The 20,881-nt window shown below is 45.7% G+C and carries 18 protein-coding genes and 1 pseudogene; 15 read left to right on the top strand and 4 right to left on the bottom strand.

Annotation, left to right across the window (positions count from 1 at the left end; all coding sequences use genetic code 11):
• Nucleotides 1-24 precede the first annotated feature (24 nt).
• The gene (locus tag NXS07_RS12050; RefSeq protein WP_258086818.1) at nucleotides 25-525 is read left to right on the top strand and encodes a hypothetical protein; all 501 of its coding nucleotides are present in this window, start codon (nucleotides 25-27) and stop codon (nucleotides 523-525) included.
• A 321-nt stretch (nucleotides 526-846) separates the two neighbouring features.
• On the opposite strand, the pseudogene NXS07_RS12045 reads toward NXS07_RS12050, so the two are convergent.
• Nucleotides 847-1,857, bottom strand: a pseudogene (locus NXS07_RS12045) (tyrosine-type recombinase/integrase); the annotation flags it as partial.
• Nucleotides 1,847-2,263, bottom strand: a complete 417-nt coding sequence (locus tag NXS07_RS12040) for a tail fiber protein (protein WP_051863104.1) — start codon at nucleotides 2,261-2,263, stop codon at nucleotides 1,847-1,849. The gene NXS07_RS12040 and the pseudogene NXS07_RS12045, both read right to left, overlap by 11 nt.
• 217 nt (nucleotides 2,264-2,480) lie before the next feature.
• On the opposite strand from NXS07_RS12040, the gene NXS07_RS21830 reads away from it, so the two are divergent.
• The 13 genes from NXS07_RS21830 to NXS07_RS11980 all read left to right on the top strand — a co-directional run bounded on the left by NXS07_RS21830 (nucleotide 2,481) and on the right by NXS07_RS11980 (nucleotide 19,853).
• Nucleotides 2,481-2,576, top strand: coding sequence for an AlpA family phage regulatory protein (locus NXS07_RS21830; protein ID WP_071827810.1), 96 nt, complete (start codon nucleotides 2,481-2,483; stop codon nucleotides 2,574-2,576).
• A 244-nt stretch (nucleotides 2,577-2,820) separates the two neighbouring features.
• Entirely contained in the window at nucleotides 2,821-4,197 is a 1,377-nt protein-coding gene (locus NXS07_RS12035; RefSeq protein ID WP_258086817.1) for a VWA domain-containing protein, read from the top strand.
• A gap of 174 nt (nucleotides 4,198-4,371) precedes the next feature.
• Entirely contained in the window at nucleotides 4,372-5,805 is a 1,434-nt protein-coding gene (locus NXS07_RS12030) for an SrfA family protein (protein ID WP_258086816.1), read from the top strand.
• 4 nt (nucleotides 5,806-5,809) lie between these two features.
• The gene (locus tag NXS07_RS12025; RefSeq protein ID WP_258086815.1) at nucleotides 5,810-8,830 is read left to right on the top strand and encodes a virulence factor SrfB; all 3,021 of its coding nucleotides are present in this window, start codon (nucleotides 5,810-5,812) and stop codon (nucleotides 8,828-8,830) included.
• On the top strand, nucleotides 8,830-11,511 hold the full coding sequence (locus NXS07_RS12020) for a putative virulence factor (RefSeq protein WP_258086814.1): 2,682 nt from the start codon (nucleotides 8,830-8,832) through the stop codon (nucleotides 11,509-11,511). The genes NXS07_RS12025 and NXS07_RS12020 overlap by 1 nt, the downstream gene beginning before the upstream one ends.
• A 6-nt stretch (nucleotides 11,512-11,517) precedes the next feature.
• Nucleotides 11,518-12,507 carry a hypothetical protein gene (locus tag NXS07_RS12015; protein WP_258086813.1) on the top strand — a complete coding sequence of 330 codons (990 nt, stop codon included), beginning with the start codon at nucleotides 11,518-11,520 and terminating at the stop codon, nucleotides 12,505-12,507.
• Nucleotides 12,508-12,516: 9 nt separating this feature from the next.
• Nucleotides 12,517-14,508, top strand: a complete 1,992-nt coding sequence (locus NXS07_RS12010) for a vWA domain-containing protein (RefSeq protein WP_258086812.1) — start codon at nucleotides 12,517-12,519, stop codon at nucleotides 14,506-14,508.
• Nucleotides 14,508-15,203: an ABC transporter ATP-binding protein gene (locus tag NXS07_RS12005; RefSeq protein WP_258086811.1), complete on the top strand. Its 696-nt coding sequence runs from the start codon at nucleotides 14,508-14,510 to the stop codon at nucleotides 15,201-15,203. Before NXS07_RS12010 ends, NXS07_RS12005 begins: the two co-directional genes overlap by 1 nt.
• On the top strand, nucleotides 15,184-16,422 hold the full coding sequence (locus tag NXS07_RS12000) for an ABC transporter permease (protein ID WP_258086810.1): 1,239 nt from the start codon (nucleotides 15,184-15,186) through the stop codon (nucleotides 16,420-16,422). Before NXS07_RS12005 ends, NXS07_RS12000 begins: the two co-directional genes overlap by 20 nt.
• 13 nt (nucleotides 16,423-16,435) lie before the next feature.
• Nucleotides 16,436-17,962 (top strand): SUMF1/EgtB/PvdO family nonheme iron enzyme, encoded by a 1,527-nt coding sequence (locus tag NXS07_RS11995; RefSeq protein ID WP_438818387.1) that lies wholly within the window; start codon nucleotides 16,436-16,438, stop codon nucleotides 17,960-17,962.
• A gap of 36 nt (nucleotides 17,963-17,998) precedes the next feature.
• Nucleotides 17,999-18,706 (top strand): AAA family ATPase, encoded by a 708-nt coding sequence (locus tag NXS07_RS11990; protein WP_038198089.1) that lies wholly within the window; start codon nucleotides 17,999-18,001, stop codon nucleotides 18,704-18,706.
• A gap of 12 nt (nucleotides 18,707-18,718) precedes the next feature.
• Nucleotides 18,719-19,201 (top strand): hypothetical protein, encoded by a 483-nt coding sequence (locus tag NXS07_RS11985; RefSeq protein WP_038198090.1) that lies wholly within the window; start codon nucleotides 18,719-18,721, stop codon nucleotides 19,199-19,201.
• A 370-nt stretch (nucleotides 19,202-19,571) separates the two neighbouring features.
• Nucleotides 19,572-19,853 carry a DUF6694 family lipoprotein gene (locus NXS07_RS11980; RefSeq protein WP_038202456.1) on the top strand — a complete coding sequence of 94 codons (282 nt, stop codon included), beginning with the start codon at nucleotides 19,572-19,574 and terminating at the stop codon, nucleotides 19,851-19,853.
• Nucleotides 19,854-19,961: 108 nt separating this feature from the next.
• Here the strand turns inward: NXS07_RS11980 and NXS07_RS11975 are convergent, their stop codons facing one another.
• Together NXS07_RS11975 and NXS07_RS11970 are read right to left on the bottom strand one after the other, a co-directional pair.
• Nucleotides 19,962-20,108 carry a MerR family transcriptional regulator gene (locus NXS07_RS11975; protein ID WP_413770700.1) on the bottom strand — a complete coding sequence of 49 codons (147 nt, stop codon included), beginning with the start codon at nucleotides 20,106-20,108 and terminating at the stop codon, nucleotides 19,962-19,964.
• Nucleotides 20,109-20,145: 37 nt separating this feature from the next.
• Nucleotides 20,146-20,436, bottom strand: a complete 291-nt coding sequence (locus NXS07_RS11970) for a putative quinol monooxygenase (RefSeq protein WP_038196832.1) — start codon at nucleotides 20,434-20,436, stop codon at nucleotides 20,146-20,148.
• A 199-nt stretch (nucleotides 20,437-20,635) separates the two neighbouring features.
• On the opposite strand from NXS07_RS11970, the gene NXS07_RS11965 reads away from it, so the two are divergent.
• Nucleotides 20,636-20,881, top strand: a 246-nt coding sequence (locus NXS07_RS11965) for a helix-turn-helix domain-containing protein (RefSeq protein WP_258086808.1), incomplete at its 3' end; no start/stop codon positions are given.

The following is a 20,881-nucleotide window of genomic DNA, read 5'->3' as shown; positions in this document are numbered from 1 at the left end:
TTTGTCAATATAAAGGAATGCATTTTGAAACGTTGTCAAAGATCCCCAGATTTTTCAGAAATAAAGCGAGATATAAAAAAGCACGCTAGAGATATTAATAAATGGTGGGATGATTTACAAGATGCATCAATTGCAGAGTGGGCATTATTAATAGGTATAGGATGCTGGGGCATTCCTAATAAAGTAGCTCAAATAATCGCTTTTACACTTAGCATGATATTCTTTTTTAATAAACTTTTTTTGATTGACTCTAATTCTAACTTCACAAAAACTAAGAGGAACATAAAAAGAGAAATAATAGATTCATATATATCTGATGATGAAAGAGGAATTTTATTTGAAAAATTAAATAACGTTGAAAGATTTAGAAGTATTTGGAATTCTTGGTATGTAATTAAACGAAATTGGAAATTTATATCTGGATATACTTTTCTTGCAGGTTCATTTATCTATCAAGTTTTTTTTAATAAAAATTTTGATTATATAGTTAACATTTTCATACTAAACAAAATTGAAGGTGTATGATAGAAAATTAATGGATGTGTTATATATGTTAAAAGAATGGGCAAGCTCTCTTGAAGTTATATCAGTCACTATTCAAGATGCTCCTATACCTCATCGCGTATTGTTCTACAAACAGTGGCGTGGAGTTTGATTAGTATATTATTGCATATTTGGCAACATTTACTTCATTGATGATATTTTTGCAATAAAAGACCTGCTCTCAACAGTGCCAACCAAACAAAAATTAGGCAAACAGAAGCAAAATAATATGGGGGTATTAAAGGGGGTATAGTAGAAAATTGAACTAAATAAAATCATTTAAAAACAATACTATAAATAATTTTATCGAATCCTGTAGGGAGCTAGTTTTAATCCTACCTGATTTTCTCCTTGTGTCGTATTTGTGTCGTTATCTCCAAAAAGTAAGTCAATTTTACGTGCATGCTCGCTTAAGTGATTAGGCGCTAAATGAGCATATCGCCTTACCATTTCAATTGACTCCCATCCCCCCATCTCTTGCAGTGCGGATAATGGAACACCGGATTGAACCAGCCAGCTAGCCCATGTATGCCTCAGATCATGGAAGCGGAAATCTTCTATTCCTGCTCGCTTCAATCCTGAGTTCCAAGCATTGTTATCATCAACTCGCATTTTTCTAACCGTAGGTGTTAGAGTTCCATCTGGCCTATGCTTTGCTTTTGTATGAACAAATACCCATCTGGAATGCTTGCCTATCTGATCCCTTAGTACTCGGCATGCAGTATCATTGAGAGCTATGCCTATTGCTTTGCCAGCCTTGGCGTTCTCTGGGTTTATCCATGCCGCCTTTCTTTGCATATCGACCTGTTGCCATTCTAGGTCGATAATGTTGGAGCGTCTAAGTCCGGTTGCTAACGCAAAGATAACAATTGATTTCATGCTTTCAGGCATACACTCTATTAGCCTTGCTGCTTCATCTTTGGTTAGCCATCTGATACGCTTACTAATCGGTTTTTTTGTTTTAATAACCGGCGCTGATTTTATCCAGTTCCATTCATTGGCCGCTGCTCGTAACAGTGATCTAAAGAATGATAAATGCTGGCTTTTCGTCGCCTGGCTAACAGGGATCGCCTCATACACAGGAGTTTTTCTTCCTTTCCTTAATGCGGCATCACGTTTGCTTTCCCAAATCTGGTAGTGCTTGCGATTTTTCATTTTTGAAACAGCATCGTAAACCTCATTTGCTGTTATTGTTGAGATATCTCGACCAGAGAAATGTTGTAGGAAAAATTCAATTTTCGTTTTGTCATCATTCAATGATTTCTTATGCTCTTTTTCCCTAAGCCAACGAATACAACATTCCTCAAAGGTGCGAGTATACTATATCAATAGTTACCGCATTTTTTGCCCGTTCCACGGTTTCCGCTAATCCGATATTTTTCACAAATGTTTCTTTGTCAGGAATATCCTCCCCATTTCGATTTTTCTCTAATCGAGTATTGGCGTTATTATTTGCATTGCTAGCATTTTTATTAGCGGTATTTGCCAAATCGTATGCAGCTTTGACTGCTTTTGGTGTTGCTGCATTAGTTTCGCTATCACTACCGACATCATTGCTTAGGATCACAAATCCTTTATCTTTAAGTGTTGCATCAGGGTGATCACGGCTCTGGGCGTGGTTTTGAATGGAGTCTTTTACATATTTTCTGGTCGGCACTATGACAACTTCATCTTCTTCTTCTAAGGCTTTTAACTCAGGCTTTTTATCTTGAGTGCTCATATTTATTCCCTCATTTAATCAACAATACATATTGCTAAGTAACATGAAGGCGGTGGGCTACTTTTCCGTCTGTGAACATCAATAAAATAGGTTCCTCAATACTGGAGAATGAGTTCAATTGGTTGTTTTATAGATTTGGCTACTTGTATGTTTACGATGTCAGGATCGCATGTAATGGTGAATTGGACATTAATAAAATCTATTCTTCTATGGCTGACTGATAGAGCTTAGTGTAAAAAGAGGGCAACCCTCCCCTTTAGGCTCTCGCTCAGTCGCTTTTATTGAATCAGAAATTGATAGCTGGATACAATGAACTTATAATATTATTAGAATAAACCCCCAATAATTTCACAATAAACAGCCATTTATTTAGTCTTCTTTACAAAAGTTGAACGCATCTATATCATGATCCGATTCAAAAACTTGTGGTTTAACGGCTTAAAATACGCATGAGAAATGGAGGAGACTGTTTTTCATGTATTAAATCACATTCCCATACGGATTAGCGATTTTGGGTGCATTAAAAGGACTTACACATCCGCAAGCGGGTCGCAGGCATGATAAGAATAACGCGTACAGTAGCGCATGAAAGCGCTCAAAGTGAGTATCTATTACGTCACTATGATGCCCTACATTCTGCGTTAGTTCAGCATCTACCGATAAATTTTTCTACATTATTTGCTAAACCTGTCAAAAGCAGTGATGGTGCCATTGAATGGTACAGTGATTTACAAGGCCAACCCGTCCCTTTTGCTCAGTTATCTGCGATAGAACGCGATAAGCTCCAGGCGCAAATTGCCCGTCAATTGACGGTATTAGCTCGCCTGCGTGAACAGCTAAGTGAAAAAGAGGGAGTGGATAGCGAATTACTGACGTTACTGGGAAAAATCAGCCAGTTTCCTGCTGAGGAACACATTTGGAGTGTGGATAGCCAACCCGTTATCCTTTGGGAGCCGATGAGCGCATCTGCATCTCAAAATATTGCCGGAAGCGGGACTGCTTCTCCCGATCTTGTCGCATCTCAGCCAGAACAGAAACGAAAGCCGCGCTGGTTATGGTGGTTGCTGTTGTTATTGTTCATTCTATTATTGCTGTGGTTACTGCGAGGCTGCCTGCCACGCAGTCACACTCATATTGCGATAAAACAACCTAATCCCCCTGTGGCAGTAAAACCTCCGCAGGTAAAGCCAGTAGAACAGCCAATAAAGCAACCAATAGAACAACCCGCGCCAACAGTGCCAGAGGTAAAACCTGAAGCCGTGGTGATCCCCCCGCCAGTGGATGTCAGAAAGCGATGTCCGTCTCAGCGAAAACGGAATCAGGCTCCAGAGGTTGTGGTGGTTTTTGATGCTTCTGGCTCAATGTCTATCAGTGTGGATGTCACTCCACAAGAACTACAGTATTTGTTGCAAAGGAAAGCCTTCGAATACATCGAGCGAGAACCCAGCCGTATTACTCTGGCCAAGAAGTCGGCGAAAAAGATTATCGATAAATTGCCTTCAGATATGAATGTCAGCTTGGTGGCGGCGTTCGATTGCAGGCATGTTTCCGCGTCATTACCTTTTTCGCCTACGCAGCGGCCAGCACTGAAACGGGCGATTGATCGTATTACACCGGATGGAAAAACGCCTCTGGCACTGGCTTTGGAAAAGGCTGGGGCTTTAGTGGATGGTGTGAATCGCGATGCGATAATCTTATTAATTTCAGATGGTGATGAAACTTGTGGCGGTGATCCCTGTGCTGTCGCTCGTGAGTTGAAAGAGAACAAACCCCGGCTACAGGTTAATGTTGTCGATATCATGAGTAGTGGTGCGGGAAATTGCATTGCCAGTCAGACTGGTGGCAAAGTATTCACAGCGAATAATGCCAATCAGTTTAATCAGGTAATAAATCAAGCAATGCAGGATTATATTCCGGAAAATTGTAATGAGTAAAAAAAATTATGTTAAACAAGGTATTTTCCAGATAAATACATGTGCGTTGGTGAGCATTATCGCGCAATAAAAACACAGGGGTTTTACTGAGCTTTCCGTTGTCGTTACAATGGCATTTTTAGGCAAAATGAATACATCAACGTCGTATTTTCTGATAGCAAGGAACGGCTTCTTGTGAAAAAAACTTTTTTACGTGGTGATAAACTCGAAAGTTATCTGCCGCTGGGAGAAAATGGCCAGGCTGTGCATCTTTCCGCATTACAGTTGCGAGAAACCTTGCGCCTGCGGCAGCTCTCTGATGTTGCTAATTCACTGGCAATCCCACAGGGCAATGAGCAGGGTGATCGGATAGATTGGTATGCCGGCTTTTCAGGTAACGTCGTTCCCTGGTCGGCCGCAACGTATGATGAACGTCAGTCAGCATTGCGGCAACTGGAAGCTCACCAGGCCGCTATCGAACGGCTCAGTGCACAAATGATCCAGCAAAAGGCGCCTGAAATGCGTCTTTTTGGCGCTTTGCTGAGTAAAACTATCCAGTTTCCCGATCAGGATCACATCTATTTGGTCGATGGTAAACCCGTGGTGACTTTTTGGGGATTTGTCAATGCGAAGCAGCAGGCTCGTCCCAATCCTCTTGAGTGTTTAAGGACAGTACGTTCTGTGACGCCATCAGTTGCTTCGGTTGCACCAACCGAACCCACGGCTGAAACTGTGGTTGCAACGCCGCCGCTTGTGTCCGAACGTTCTCGACGTTGGCTATTGCCTCATTGGTTGTGGTGGCTTCTGCCTCTATTATTGATTTTGCTTGCTCTGTTGTTACTGCGTGGTTGCGTACCGGATGTCTATATTTGGGGGATGACACCTTCCACTCATTCTACACCGCCACTTCAAGGTGAAATAATCTCGAAAGAGGGGAAACCCGTACCAGAACGATCAGTTCCAGCTCTATCAGTGAATGAATCTCATTCTTTACCTCTTGTGAAAGGAATGAGTTCCGTCAATGGCACGGCTTCTGTTAATAGTACTGTGCCTGTTAACGGTGCGATGCCTATAGATGGCGCATCTTCCTCCGTCGATGGAACTTCCCCTGTTTCACCAGACGTGAATCCCATTGAACCGATGACCCCAACTCAGCCGATACCGCCAGTTGCGGATGGGGTATCCAATGGCACGCCAAAACCTTCTCTGCCTGAGATTAATCTCCCTCCAGTACAGGTTTCTCCGCCTGCTGAGGCGCTTACAATCCCAGACATCGCGGTGCGGCAGGGTACCACTGATTTTCTCAATGGTAGCTGGCACGCAGGTGCCGGAATTCAGGATAGTCGTACTGGCAAACCACTCAGTCTGACGTATCAGATGGCAGATGGTAAAGGGCAGGTTGAAATGGCGCGCGGTGACGGTGTTCGTTGCCAGGCTCCCGTTAAGGCAGCGATGAATTCAGGGGCGCTGCAACTGGATAATATTGGTGAAGCGAAGTGTAGCGATGGTTCGGTTTACACGATGCCTGAAGTGGTTTGTCAATCAGGCAGCCAAGGTACAGCGGAGTGTAAAGGACGTTATGACGAAAAAACTTTATTTCCCATGTCGATGAAGCGAGAGGCAAATTAACAGCATGCTGGCAACGATTACCGATTTCAAAGAAAAAGTGACATTGATTCGTGACAGTGGCATTCAGTTTCTGGATTTTGCTTTCGCGTTACCCAAAAAGAAAGAATACGGTGAATTTCTACTGACTGAGGAAGATAACCCGGTCATTCGTCTGGTATATAACGAAAGAGATGAGAATTTTCTTGTACCTTCAGCGTCAGGTTCGTCTGCATTCGCGGCGGACTCCGATTACTCGCTGGTACTGGAGAAATCCCTTGAAATATACAATGACATTTGGTTACCGCTGCCCTTCTTCCGCTTTAACTCGTCACGGAGTTTTGCGCAGGGGCCGACTAACTGGTCGCGAGTGAAATTTCATGCACTGGATACACCGGATGAGCAGGGGAATACCTGGCGCGTGACTTTGGCTTTTGATACCAAAGTGTCTCCAGATAGGCGAAATACCCAGTATCTGGAGCCTGTCGATGATGATGTGTGTTCCGGTGTGGGCTTTGCGCTGGCGGAGACTCATCATGAGATGGGCGATTTTCTGTTGCTGAAATGGGTGGATGACTGGCTGCGGGAAACCTATACCGAACGTGCCACCGCATTGTGGCGTCAATATCATGAAGATACTGAAAACTGTTTGAACCGGAAGGAACATCAAGCGCATTATCTCAATTTGATTAATGCACTCAATGCGTTGTTGCAGGTTCCTGAAGTTCAGCTCAACGATGTTAAACTTCAGGATAATCCTATTAATGTCGATTTAGTGCTCGATATTGGTAACTCACGCAGTTGTGGGATCTTAATTGAAGAACACAGAGATGGCGATCAAGGTCTGTCGAATCTCTATCAGCTTCAATTACGTGACTTGAGTGAACCGCAGTATATTTATACTGATCCTTTTGACAGCCGTCTGGAGTTCGCTCAAGCCGAATTCGGGAAGCAGGATTTTTCTGTCAAAAGCGGGCGCAGCGATGCGTTTACTTGGCCGACCATTGGTCGTGTGGGCGAAGAAGCGTTTCGTATGGCCTCACAGCGTTTGGGTACAGAAGGCTCAACGGGGCTTTCCAGTCCAAAACGCTATTTGTGGGATGACGCACCTTACTCCCCTGGCTGGCGTTTCAGCCGTGCTTTTGTGAAATCGGATCGTGAACCTCAGGCGACGGCAGCGCCGATGACCTACATGATTAATGACAAAGGGGAGGCGCTTTATGCACTTAAGCCTTCTGAGCGTATGCCAGTGTTTACGCCGGAATACAGCCGCAGTACCTTGATGACTATGATGTTGTCTGAAGTATTGGCGCAGGCATTGATGCAGATTAACAGTCCGGCTCAACGTTTGAAAATGCGTCATGCCAGTACCCCTCGTCAGTTAAAAAATATCATTCTCACCGTGCCGCCGGCGATGCCAAAACCTGAGCGCGCGATTTTCCAGAAAGCAATGACACAGGCCATCAGGCTGGTGTGGAAGGCGCTGGATTGGGAAGAGATGGATCAGGGTGTTGATGAAAACGGTCGGGAAGATAAAAACGTCTCCCGCAAACGTACCTTGCCTGACGTGCATGTGAAATGGGATGAAGCGACCTGTGGTCAGTTAGTTTATCTCTACAACGAGACACAAAACTATTTTGGTGGCCGGAGTGAAGAGTTTTTTGCAGCCACAGTGCGGCCTGATAATAAACGGGAAGCGGGTAATGATCGCACGTTGAAAATTGCCTCTATCGATATTGGTGGTGGCACAACCGATTTGGTGATCACCCGTTATACCTTGGATGAAGGGAACGGCAGTAATGTGCGTATCGTTCCGACACAGCTATTCCGTGAGGGGTTTAAAGTTGCGGGTGATGATATTCTATTGGATGTGATCCAACTCTATTTGCAGCCTGCATTTGAAGCCGCGTTGCTCAATATTGGCTATCAAGATTTAGATGCTGAAGCATTAATGTCACGCTTATTCGGCAGTGAAGCATTAGAGGCAGGCAAACAGGTGCTACGCCAGCAACTGACACTGCAAATATTTGCGCCTGTGGCACTTGCTATTTTGCATCGTTATGAAAAATTTACGCCAGAGGCGGGTGAGCAAGTTATTAGTGCAACGTTCAATGATCTACTTTCTCATCAACCGACGGATAAAGTTTGTGAATATGTTGATGAAGAAGTTAAGCGCAGTTTACCAGAGGGAATAGAAAACCCATTTTCCATTCTCAATGTGCCGTTAAACATCAATTTGATGAAACTGCATAACGAATTTATCGATGCCCGTCATAACCGCATCAATATTTGCGGTAGCTTACGCGGGTTGTGCGAAGTTCTCTGGCACTACAACTGTGACATTTTGTTGTTAACCGGGCGACCTTCCCGTCTGCCGGGGATTCAGGCACTGATCCGCCACTTACAACCCGTACCGCCTGCACGCATTCTCCCCTTGCATGGTTACGAAACGGGCGGTTGGTATCCGTTCAATAAAAAAGGATTAATTGACGATCCTAAATCCACAGCGGCGGTGGGCGCGATGCTTTGCCTGCTGGCCGAGAAATCACGGTTGAGTAACTTCTATTTCCGTACGGCCAATTTTAAGCCTTATTCGACTATCCGTTATTTCGGCATGCTCGACAGTAATAATTTGCTGAAAGACAGCAATGTGTTTTATCGGGATATTGATCTGGACACCCCGGGATTCCAGTTGGATAACCAGCAATATTTTGAGTCTCGTGGCGAAATGCGGCTTGGTTTCCGTCAGCTTGACAATGAACGCTGGCCTGCGACGCCACTATACACCTTGAAAATTCCGGGAACGCGCTTAGCGACAGCTTTATCTGGTGATGCGGTATTGCGACTGAAACTGGAGGTGGAAGAAGGGCGTGGGCAAGAAGCTGAAACTAACGGAAGTCCTGAAAAGTTCCGTATCAGCGAGATGGAGATCGTCGAATCTACGCAGAACCCGCGTCCACAGGACGTGAGTTTCAAATTGAATACTCTGGTCGGGAACGGCTTGGGTGAAACTCATTATTGGCTCGACAGTGGGAGCATTAAAATCTGATGAAATATTTTACTCCCGAACAATTAAAACAAGCGTGGCTTGACGTGGCGCAAGGGGCAGGTCAGGCGATTGAATGGGTTGAAGAGGTGCGTGGAAATGCCCCGCGTCTCAACACAGAAGCTGATCGGTTGAAACTGAAGCTGCGCCGTAGCCGAAATACCGCGCAGAGATTGGCCAAAGCGGCTACTCATCCCATGACCATTGGTTTTTTTGGTTTATCTCAAGCGGGGAAATCTTATCTGATCTCCTCATTGGCGGCCGGGGAGAACGGGCGTCTGGAAACCCAGATGGGGCCGTATCAGCTTGATTTTATCGAACATATCAATCCCCCGGGTGGCGGAAAAGAAGCCACCGGCCTGGTTACACGTTTTAGCCGCCACGCGCGGCCATCTAACCCCGATTGGCCGATTGAGCTACAACTGTTCAACGAAGCGGAGATTGCCAAAATCTTCGCTAATACATTTATTCATGATTTCAATCAGGAGAAAATCGACTGGAATTATGATGAAAAACGTATCAATACGCTGCTTACCTCACTGAACGAACGACGTCAGGCGCATAAAGTCCCGGGGGTGGCGGAAGATGATGTGGTCGCGCTATGGGACTATCTGATCCGCCATGCAGAAAAGAGCCAGAGCAAAATGGCTTTGCAATACTGGCCAGCGGCGGTAGAGCTGGCACCTTGGTTGTCGATTGATGATCGTGCTCAGTTATTTGGTGAATTATGGGGCAATATCCATGAATTCACAGAGGCTTATCGCCGATTTGCGCATACGCTACAACGTCTGGGGGGCGCCAGCGTTGTTAGAGCACCACTTAATGTGTTGGTCACTGAGCAGAATGGCAGGTTGGTACAAACTAACAGCATTATGAACGTCGATATACTGGAGCGCCTGAATAAGAGCAACGATTTGCAGATTACGGTGTGTCCGGAACGAGAAAATGGGCTGGCTGCACCGGTATCAGTTTCTCTGGCAGAACTCACGGCACTGACCGTGGAGTTGCATGCTCCGTTACTTTCCTCCACGCGAGAACGGTTATTTGAGGAAGTCGATTTGTTGGACTTCCCCGGTTATCGTGGCCGTCTGGGTGTGGAATCTCTGAATTATCTCCAGAACGCGGCTGAAAGCGACGACAGCAATCCACTGGCACAGTTAATCCTGCGTGGCAAAGTGGCCTACTTGTTTGAGCGTTACACCCTCAATCAGGAGATGAATGTTCTGGTGGTTTGTACGCCTTCAAATGAACAATCCAACGTGAAAGATGTGGGAGGTGTACTGGATGAATGGATACGTTATAGCCAGGGCGCTGATGCTGACAGCCGCGCACGTCGCCCAGCAGGATTGGTCTGGGCGATCACCAAACTCGATTTACGTATTACCCAGGAGCTGACCAAATCAGAAGATATGTTGCGTGAGGTCTGGGGGCAGGGCGGGATGATCAAAATCGCCATGACCGAACGTTTCGGCCATTTTCCTTGGATGCAGGAATGGCATCCCGGTCGTGCCTTTAACAATGCATTTCTGGTACGTAAACCGTGTCAGGCCACGCCATTCATCACAATGAAAGAGGGCTGCGAGGCGGAGTTCAGTCAGGAGACTGCTTCCAAGCTGACCCTGATGAAAAAAACTTTCCTCGAAGATGCTGCAATCCAACGCCATATTGCCTCACCTGAGCAAGCTTGGGATGCCATGCTGCAATTAAATGATGGTGGTATGCGCCGGTTAGCGGATTATTTAGGCATCGTCGCCCAGCGTGAAATGAAGTTAGAGCGCATTACTGAACAGTTAAATGAAACGCGCCATGAACTGGTGGAAGGAAATTTACACGCTTGGTATCAGCCTGATGGCGCAGAAGAAGTGGAGAAAAAAAGGCTTATCGCCGAAGAGATCCTGAAGGCATTACAAAACCGTGCCGGAAGGCATGGCGAACTGCTGGCGGGCTTAGTGCCTCAACGGAAAGCACTGCAAGAGCTTTATATGCAGGAAGCTGAACTTGATTTACCCACAGAGGGTAAAGATGCAAACGAATCCGTCGCTGCCTTCGGGATTGGTAGTGATTTTGATCTCTTCAGTGATACTCCGGATGAAACCGTCTCAGCTCACAGCCATGAACAGGAGTTTGCTCATCGAGTGATCAAACTGTGGATCAATTACTTGCGCACTGTACCTGAACAAACCAGTATGACGGATTTTATCGGGCTTTCCCGTTCTATTGTCGAAGTGTTGGTGGATGAATTAATCACCGCGATCCAGCGGATGAACGTCGAAGGTGAGCTGATGAAGGTGTTGGCGAATACTGAGCAGGCGGGTGTACGGCGGGAAAAAATGATGGAGCGTCAGGTATCCCGTGTGATGCACATTATGAATGATTTCATTACTTGGTTGGGCTATCAGAATGTACCGAGTGAGAAACGCCCGGCGAGCCGCATTAACAAAGGGCAACCTATTTTTGCCCGCCCGGACAAAAAAGATCCTGCTTTGTGGAAAGGTGACGAACGCCTTTATCGGCTGACAAACGAACAACTGAACTACAGCGCTATGTTTATCTTTGACTGGTTGTTCGGCTTCGGCGAAATAATCAAAGAAAACGCGGGTCATTCTGCGGGACGCGAAATTACCGCCGTTCAGAATGAACGGTTGGGCACCATTATTCATCGTATTCAACTGTCGTCGGAGTAACGAGTTGTGATTAAACCAGAGCTGAGGCCTTATGAACCGGTTGAACCCGGATATGCTGTGTTGCGCATTGAGGATTGGCAGGGTGCCACTGAAGGCGTCAAGATATCCATCCAGCGTAATCAGGATCGCTGTTTTCTGAATGGTCAGGGGCAGTGGGTCAACAATGAAGAGTGGCTGCTCTTGCCTGAGTTGCAGGAAGTCGATGGCGCGGCAGAAGCCCGTGTTGGCCCTGAATTGGTTGATGCGCTGCTGGCGGAACGTCAGGTGGCGTATCGCGTTACGGTAATAGACGATATACAGCGTGAGGTTGGCGGGCTGAAAATTGCCAATGGGGTTTTAAGTTCCTTAGCCAAAGGGGAGCATACCCCTTCTGATAATGTGAGTGAACATGTGCCTCCGGCTCAGGAACCGCCAGTCTCAATTCCGACGGAAACCCCCTCTGTTGAACTCATTGTGTCAGCATCCCATGAGCTGCCGGAGCCTCAGCCAATACCCGTCGATGAACGGATTGGCGCAGCATCATCTGCATCAGCCAAAAAACCGAACAAAGGAATGCTGATTGTCCTGACCTTGCTGGTCGTTGCCGGGGTGCTTTGGTGGTTGCTGAAACCGCAGGAAAAGCAGGCGCCTGTCATAGCCAGCGCATCAGTAACTGCTCCTTGTGCGATGGAAAATATGACCAAAGGCAACGGGCTGGAGTTTGTTAAAAGTTGTCTGCGCAGCCAGCCTTCCAGCCTGCAAGTACAGGAAATTATCAGTCAGGCGAAAAATGCTGGGCAGTGTGACATCGCACAGCGGCTTTATGCTTATAAATCGCAGTCGGGTGATAAGCAAATCGCGCTGCGTTATGCCCAAGAATACGATCCGAAAACAGCGACAAAGAAGGGTTGTTTTGTTGCGGATGCTCAAACGGCCATTTATTGGTACGAAATCCTGATTAATCAGGACCCGCAGAACAGTGAAGCCAAAGCGCGTTTAGCGGCACTGAAAAAATAGGAAAGTATAATGAAACACCTTAACTGGCTGAAGGCGGGTTTTGCTGCCCTGGCGTTGATGGCATCGGCAGGGGCATTGGCAGCACAAAAACCGCTTTTACAGGAAGGAAAGCAAACGCTCTATCAGCGTGTACTGACCTATCCAGGCTGTGAACTGTCGGCGAAGGTCGGTGAAAAAGGGAAGGTACAACCTGCTTTCAGCCGTTTTTATGTCTACCAGCGCCAAAAACAGAGTAACGAAGAATGGCTACAGGTTGGCCCTGATAGCTATGGAAATTCCCGTGGCTGGATGAAAGCCAATTGTAGCGTAGATTGGAAAATGCAGCTCACTTTGGCTTTTACCAACCCTTCAGGTCGTAACCCGATGCTGTTCTTCCGCGATAAAACGGATGTGGAAAAGATCCTGAACAATGCGAAACCGGCAACACAATTACAGCCGCTACTGAATGATCTGAAAGCGGGTAAGACCGTCCCTTCTGTGCTGGCGCGTGAACCGGATTATATGATCGATCAGCAGAAAAACTTTTATCTGCTGCCGGTCCTGGGTTCCGATGATATTTTTACTGACACGGGCTATCAGGTTCGGGTACTTAATGTCGCTTCGGTGAGCGAAGCTGGCAAAACGGCCAGTGCATTATCGGGTAAGAATACCAGTACCTCTCCCGATAAAGAAAAAAACATGATGAAAGGCTTCTCGGCATCGGTCGTTTTTGTGATTGATTCCACCATCTCAATGGGGCCTTACATTGATCGCACTAAGCAGGCGATTGAAAAAATTTATCAGCGCATTGAAAAAGAAAACTTACTCGGTCAGGTGAAGTTTGGTCTGGTCGCTTATCGTTCAAACGTTGCTGCTGTTCCTGGTCTGGAATATGACAGCAAAATGTATGTTGATCCCAATACGGTCAAAGATGGTAAAGATTTTCTGGCTAAAGTACGCGATCTTAAACAGGCCACCGTTTCCAGCAGTAAAGTGAATGAAGATGCTTATGCCGGAGTCATGACCGCGCTGGATAAAGTGGACTGGACAAAATTTGGTGCCCGGTACGTGATTCTGGTGACGGATGCGGGAGCGCTGGAAGGGGATGATAAATTATCTTCGACTCAGTTGGACGCCACTCAGGTGCGTTTGGAAGCAACCTATCGCGGCGTGGCATTGTATGCACTCCATTTGAAAACGCCTTCAGGACATAAAAACCACGCATCTGCGGAGAATCAGTACCGTGATTTGACGCTCAATGCTTTCTTGCACAAGCCGCTTTATTATCCGATTAACTCCGGTGACGTGAACAGTTTTGGCACGATAGTTGATAACCTTGCCAATGCCATTACCAGCCAGATTAAAACAGCATGGCGTGGTGAAGAGACCGTAGGCAGCGCGCTGGGTGCCAACGAATCCTATATGGGTAAAAAATCGGAGTTGTCCAAAGAGCCTCTATTACATGATGCTGCGTTGTTGGGACACGCCATGCGATTAGCGTATCTGGGTGACAAACAGGGGACTCAAGCGCCGCCTGTGTTTAAATCTTGGATCAGTGATCGCGATCTTGTGCATCAAAACATTCCGGCGACAGAGGTTAAAGTGCTGCTCACCAAGAGTGAGTTAAGCGATCTGAGCGAAGTCATGAAAAAGGTTGTTAATGCAGCGAATGAAGGTTTGATTTCGCCAGATGATATGTTTGCCAGCCTGCGTTCATTAGCTGCCACGATGGGAAATGATCCTAAACAGGCAAAAAATAAACAGGCAACCAAACTGAGTGAAATGGGATTACTGGGTGAATACATCGAAGGTTTACCTTATCTCAGTGAAGTGCTGAGTCTGGATGAAGAGACGTGGAAAAGTTGGGATGGTCTGGAGCAAGAGCGCTTTATCCGCCGTTTGAATACTAAGCTGAATTATTACCAGCGTTATAACGAAGATGTAGATCGTTGGATTTCCTTGGCGCCAGACAGTGATCCGCGGGATAACGTCTATCCCGTTCCGTTGGAAAATCTTCCGTAATGTTGTACATCCAATCGATGCAGATACAGCGCGGGCAGGCAGATCAAGGTTTTACCGTCAGCCTGCCTCAGTTGTCGCTGAACGCAGGAGAAGTCGCTGCGTTAACGGGGCCGAGTGGCTGTGGCAAAAGCACTTTGCTGGAGATGATCGGCGGGATACTCCAGCCTGACAGTTTGGAATGTTACCAGTTGGGAATACCGCCGCGTGATATTACTGCCTCTCTGCTGGAGGGTGAGGAAAATCAGCTTGCCCAAGTGCGTGCTAAGGATCTTGGTTTTATGTTGCAGCATGGCGGGCTGCTTCCTTGGCTCTCAGTCGAACAAAATATCCAGTTGCCCCGCCAAATAGCCGGGTTGGTAGCGCGTTCTGAGTGGCTGGATACGGCTATTGCCCGTTTAAGTATTGCCGGACTGATGAAAAAAATGCCTTCTCAACTTTCGATTGGGGAGCGTCAGCGCGTGGCCTTTGCCCGTGCGATTGCCCATCAGCCGCAACTGTTACTGGCGGATGAACCGACGGCGGCACTCGACCCTCACAACGCCGAAACGCTTTTCAGCCTGATAGTGGAAATGGTGAAAGCACTCAATTTAGTTGCCATTATCGTGAGTCACGACTGGCAGCGGGTTACGGATTTTGGCCTTAAACGCTACGCCGCTACAGTGGATGGAAAACAAAGTGTCTTTACAACCTGTTAATGCTGATGCACGACCCTCTCGCTTGCTTTTGCCCCGTATGGCGCTGGCCGATCTGATTCACGATCGCAAAGTTGCGCTTTGTATCATTTTTTCGCTGATTGCCGTGATCACGCCTTTGTTACTGCTGTTCGGGCTGAAAAATGGCATCGTGAGCCAGCTTCGTCACACATTGCTGGATGATCCACGCACGCGGGAAGTTCGTATGCTGGGTAATGGTAACTATGACCACACATGGTTGACGCAGCTTGCGGCTCGTTCTGATGTGGGTTTTGTCATTCCGCTGACTCGTTCCCTGAATACGCAGGCCGATCTGATCAGAGATAACCAGCGTTTTGTCAGCAATGCTGAAATTATTCCGACTGCTTTGCATGATCCGCTGTTGGTGAATGCCAAAGAGCCACAAAATGAACAGCAGGTTGTGCTCAGTGCCAGTGCCGCAGAGCGTTTACAGATAAAAACGGGGGATAGTCTGCGGTTAGTGATTGCCCGTAAACGGGATGGTATAAACGAACACGTACAACATACGCTGACGGTCATTGATGTGGTTGATGGAGCAAAATTCGCCCGGCCTGCTGCCTTCGTCACGCTGCCCCTTCTGGTGGCTATGGAAGATTACCGTGATGGTTATCAAGTTACCTTATTCAAGGTACATGATGGCACGCCAACCCGTGAACGCACCACTTTTGCCAAAGCGCGGCTATACGCAAATAGCATTGATAGCGTGGCGGAATTGGCAGAGTGGTTACAACAGCAGCACATTGAAACGGTAACACAACAGGCGGAGATTGAATCTGTACGCGCTATTGATCATGTTCTCGGTTTGATTTTTACTGTTATCGCCTGGATATCGGCCACTGGCTGTATTGCTTCATTGGTAGGGGCTTTTATGGCAAATATCGATCGCAAAAGAAAAGATATGGCGGTACTCAGGTTATTGGGCTTCCGTCGTCAGGCTGTGGTGCTGTTTGTCTTAATTCAGGCGTTGCTTCTTACTGGCAGTGCCTGGGGAGTGGGTTTATTGCTCTACTTTGTCGCCAGTCAGTTATTTAATAACGTGCTGGGCGCTTCATTACCTGAAACGGCGTTTGTGTGTCATTTGGAACCTTGGCACCTGCTGATGGCCTTATTGAGTGTTCTAGTGGTCGCACTGGGTGTTGCTGCGGTGGGAGCCTTACGCGCGTTGAAAATTGAACCTGCGGAGAGTTTACGTGAGATTTAATCATGGTTTGAATATGGCATTGGCAGGGTTTTTTCTGGCAATGCTGCCGTTTTCTGCCAGTGCCGTCTGGGAAGAAAAATACTACAATCCCAAGCCACTGCCAGATGATGTGATATTGCCGATGCCCTGTGAGGGCGCGATGGCGTTTCGTAAAGTTTCGATTCCCCTTAGTCAGCCGTTGCAGGATTACAGCATTACCCTTGGCGGTGGTGCAAATGATGAATGGGGTTATTTAGAACAGGCACGTGCGGAACATATTGCGGGTAGTTTTGCCGAAGGTAAATCCGGCAAGGGGCGTTATTTCCTGATGGCGAAGTACGAGCTGACAGATTTGCAATATCAGGCACTGACAGGCCAGTGTTCTACACCGAATATGAAACTGCGTTTGCCCAAAGTGAACATAAGTTGGGTTGATGCGATGAATTTTGCTAATCAATACAACCTTTGGTTGCTGAAAAACCAGCCTAAGGCGCTGCCGGTTGAAGATGGAAAACCGGGTTTCCTGCGCTTACCAACCGAAACAGAATGGGAATTTGCTGCCCGTGGTGGTTTGGCTGTTTCCACGGCTGAATTTCGCGATCAACGTTTCCCGATGCCGGAAGGGATAACCAGCTATGCGTGGTTTTCTGGCACTCAATCCTCCAATGGTAAACTTCAGCTTGCGGGATTGCTTAAACCCAATCCTCTGGGTTTGCATGATATGTTGGGTAATGCTTCTGAAATGATGTTTGAGCCTTTTCACTTAAATAAGTTGGATCGCCAGCATGGTAAAGCGGGGGGATATATCGTCAGAGGCGGAAATTTCCTGACGCCGCAAAGTGATATACGTAGCTCACTGCGTGGAGAAGAACCCTATTACACCGGGCAGAGTGATAATAAGAACAAAACTCTCGGATTTCGTCTGGTGCTGGTTTCACCGACGTTAACTTCGCGCGATCGTATCAAAGAAATCGCCGAAGAGTGGAAAGCATTAGGCACAGAAAATCCACAAGCTAAAGAGAAAAAATCGCCTGATTCCATTGATAACCTGAGCAGCATTTCGTCTCAAGTGCAAGATACAGTGCTGAAGAAACAGTTGGAGCAGCTGCGTGCTGATCTCCGTGCGAATGCACAATTGCGTGACGAACAACGCGATCAGGCGATACGCACTTCCCTGCAACTTGGGGCATTTTTGTGTACAAAATTAAAGGATGATGGTGAATTTTACGATCGGTTGAACGGGTTGTATGAAAAAACCTGTAAGGCGGGCAGTGAGCTGGATGCGAATTGTTCCCGTCGCCAATCACAGTTAGATCAGCATAAAAAGGTGCTCAATTTTATTGTCAATTATTATGCTGACACCTTGGTGGATATGGGCGTCACCTATAACGCGGAGCTTATTGCTCCACAAATTCGTGTTGTTCAGCAACAGATGTCCGCTCGTGGAAAAACGAATCTGAATGGTTATCTCAATACTTACTGGAAGAATCTTCAGGAGTACTGGAAGAACGGAAGAGTTGCACGGGATAGTTGGCTGGAGTCATGTAAGAAGAATAATTAACAGTCATCACTTTATTTAAGAAAGGATATATAAGAAATGGTACTGCAATCCATGCGTTCTATGATTTCTCTCTGCATGATTTTTCTACTGGTCGCCTGCCAAACGCCGCAAGGCCCTTCCGCGCAGACGGGAGAAGTCGATTCTCGTCTGACTCAGAGTCAGGACGTTGAGTTTTTTAATAAATCAGGCTGGCAGGCTTGTGCGGCAGGCGCGGCGGCAGGGGCACTTGCCTGTCTGCTCGTCAATGGCGACCATCAAGCGATATGTATTGCGGCCGCCGCTATTGTGGGCTGTGGTGTGGGGGTGGGTGCCAACGCCTATCTGGATAACCAGCGCAAAAAATATGCCAGCGAAGAACAACTACTGGCCGCCTCAATTAATGATGTTAAAGCAGAAAATCAACGTATTGAAAACGTGACTGCTACAGCCAAAGAGGTGATTAAGACAGATAAACTCACCCTGGCACAGATTAATAAGGACATAGCGGCGAAGGTCGTGAAAAAAGATCAGGTGCAAAAACAACTGAAGGGTCTTGATGCCAATATTGTTTATTTGCGCAATACCATTAAAGAAATGAAGGAACATGAAAATCAGTGGCAGAGTGTCTCTACTCAGATCGCGGAAGACGGAACTAAAACCAAGGATCTGAATAACCAAATTGTCCAAATGCGCAAAAATATCGGCTCGCTGCAACAAGAGCTGGATAGTCTGTATGAACAACGTACCGCGATTAAAGTGAGCTGATAAGGAGTTCTCATGCGTATATTGATGATGTTAGTAATCAGCATGGCACTGACCGGGTGTGTCACTAATGCACAAGAGTGTGATCCCACGACAGGGGATATGAGTATTATTGCGAAATTTAATTGTAATTACTCTGGGACTTGGGATCAGAGAGTCGTTGATAAAGAAAAAGTGCTACAGCATGAACAGACACTGAATAAAGAGTTCAAAGCGGTTTATGACGCTATCGAGCGCGAGAAAAAAGCAGGTCAGGTGAATCTGGAAAGCAGAAAACGCTCTCAGGTCGCATTGCAAAAGTCGTTGAATCGCCTGTTTAGCCAGTTGAAAACTAAAGCCGCAGGCAAAGTGAAAATGGAAAAACAGATCGCTGAACTGGAAAAACGTATGCGTGAAGCGCAGCAGAAACCATCGCAATCTGAAATGCAAAAACAACTGGAATTACAGCAGTTGCAGAACCAGCTTAATGAACTTCAGGACAGCCTGATGATACCATAATCGAATATAGAGCCTATGCAAGTAGGCCTCTTGGTTGAAATATCACGGTATAAACCCTATAACTCAGCCCGTCTTGATGATGACTATAACCATCAGATGGGCTGAGTTATTTTTCATTAAAACACTTGCTGCGGCGTTACATTATCCTTTTATCCATATTAATAACCTGCCTATTATCAATCAGAAGCACAACAAAGACTGCCAGAAGATATGACTAATAATTTCATTATACTAAAGATAAATTTACATTATTTAATAAAATAAAAGTGCTTACTTCTTTTTATATATTTAAATTGATATGTATGTATAATTTATGTTCGTATTATGAGTTCTAAGGGATTGGATAAAACCAACTAATAAGGGTTAATTTATGAAAAAAATTATATTACCACTACTATTATCTATGTTTTTGGTTGGCTGTGGTGGCGAGCCAACATTTGATGCTTCGAATGATGAAGCGATGAAAGCCTCGGCTGAAAAGATGGCGAAAAATATGTCACCTGAAGAAATGGCAAAATTTGAAAAAGCGTTTTTGAAACTCTCCATGCAGTCTGTTTTGGTTGCCAAAGATGGAGATGATGCGTTAACGCTTATGAAGGAAAAACTTAACGGCAAAACGGCAAAGCAAATTATTGAAATGGCAGAGAAGTAATTTTTATATTACAGGTAATATAGTTGAAAAATAGGCTGTTGATGCTGAATAAAGCAAGCAGGAATTAATTTTAAGATCTGGCAGATAAGTCACCCTTCGGTGACTTTCTCATATATCGACCAAAATGCGTGACCCCGGTTCTTGTTCTCCTGGAACATCATTGGGATTACGTAAAGGGCAGTCTGTCAGTGACAGATTGCCATAGCAGATGCAGCTATCGCTGGTGTTTGAGTGCAGTTGTGGCGTGCCATTCATCTATTTTGGCATTCTGAAATGAAAGATTTGAATATAATCAAATGGTGTCTGCGGTAAAAATTTGTACGACATCAGTGAAGTTTAATGAAAAATAATACTTAGTATGTTCATATTCATAGTGTTTTTTTAATGCATCACGGTCAATGAATTTCTCCCACATAACAAATATGGCTGGATTTTCATTGGATTGCTGTATGGAAAATATTTCACATCCGGGTTCCAATAATGTTTTTTCTTGTAGTGACTTAAGTTCTTTGACAACGATATTGAGATCAACATTATCTCTGGCTTTAATTTCTGCTGTGACAAAATATCCGCTTTGATACATAAAATTTTCCATATGATTGTTTAATATGCAATATAAAGGTTTTTTGTTGAGTTGTGAAAATAAATATACACTTAAAATACTGTGTAGGCAAAGTGATAATTTATTGTTTTATTACTTGGATTCGCCTAGTAAGTGCAATTTCTAAGAAAGGCGCTCAGTTGCTATAGTAGGTATCTTTCTCGCCAAAGGAAAATGCGCTATGACCTATAAACAACTGACCGAAACAGAAAGATATCAGATTTTCAGCTTGAAAGAAGCCGGTTTTTCACAACGGGAGATTTCAAAGTCACTCAATCGAAACCCATCAACGATTAGCCGGGAATTGAGACGAAATCAGGAGGCAAAGAAATATGCTCCTGAACAGGCTCAGCTTAAGGCCGTAGCGCGCCGACATTGTGCTACAAAAGCAGTAAAAGTGAAACCAGAGATAGAAATGTGGATCAAA

The organism is Xenorhabdus bovienii (genome assembly GCF_024721015.1).
Taxonomy (GTDB): domain Bacteria; phylum Pseudomonadota; class Gammaproteobacteria; order Enterobacterales; family Enterobacteriaceae; genus Xenorhabdus; species Xenorhabdus bovienii.
Note: the sequence above shows the minus strand (reverse complement) of the source record. Positions and strands in the feature narration are given on the sequence as shown.

What these genes read in the sequence shown, in the direction of transcription:
- NXS07_RS11995 (WP_438818387.1), top strand. Translation starts at nt 16,436, where the DNA reads ATGGCATTGGCAGGGTTTTTTCTGGCAATGCTGCCGTTTTCTGCCAGT.
- NXS07_RS11990 (WP_038198089.1), top strand. Translation starts at nt 17,999, where the DNA reads ATGGTACTGCAATCCATGCGTTCTATGATTTCTCTCTGCATGATTTTT.
- NXS07_RS12025 (WP_258086815.1), top strand. Translation starts at nt 5,810, where the DNA reads ATGCTGGCAACGATTACCGATTTCAAAGAAAAAGTGACATTGATTCGT.
- NXS07_RS11985 (WP_038198090.1), top strand. Translation starts at nt 18,719, where the DNA reads ATGCGTATATTGATGATGTTAGTAATCAGCATGGCACTGACCGGGTGT.
- NXS07_RS11975 (WP_413770700.1), bottom strand. Translation starts at nt 20,108, where the DNA reads ATGAATGGCACGCCACAACTGCACTCAAACACCAGCGATAGCTGCATC.
- NXS07_RS12020 (WP_258086814.1), top strand. Translation starts at nt 8,830, where the DNA reads ATGAAATATTTTACTCCCGAACAATTAAAACAAGCGTGGCTTGACGTG.
- NXS07_RS12005 (WP_258086811.1), top strand. Translation starts at nt 14,508, where the DNA reads ATGTTGTACATCCAATCGATGCAGATACAGCGCGGGCAGGCAGATCAA.
- NXS07_RS11970 (WP_038196832.1), bottom strand. Translation starts at nt 20,436, where the DNA reads ATGTATCAAAGCGGATATTTTGTCACAGCAGAAATTAAAGCCAGAGAT.
- NXS07_RS12040 (WP_051863104.1), bottom strand. Translation starts at nt 2,263, where the DNA reads ATGAGCACTCAAGATAAAAAGCCTGAGTTAAAAGCCTTAGAAGAAGAA.
- NXS07_RS11980 (WP_038202456.1), top strand. Translation starts at nt 19,572, where the DNA reads ATGAAAAAAATTATATTACCACTACTATTATCTATGTTTTTGGTTGGC.
- NXS07_RS12035 (WP_258086817.1), top strand. Translation starts at nt 2,821, where the DNA reads ATGATAAGAATAACGCGTACAGTAGCGCATGAAAGCGCTCAAAGTGAG.
- NXS07_RS12010 (WP_258086812.1), top strand. Translation starts at nt 12,517, where the DNA reads ATGAAACACCTTAACTGGCTGAAGGCGGGTTTTGCTGCCCTGGCGTTG.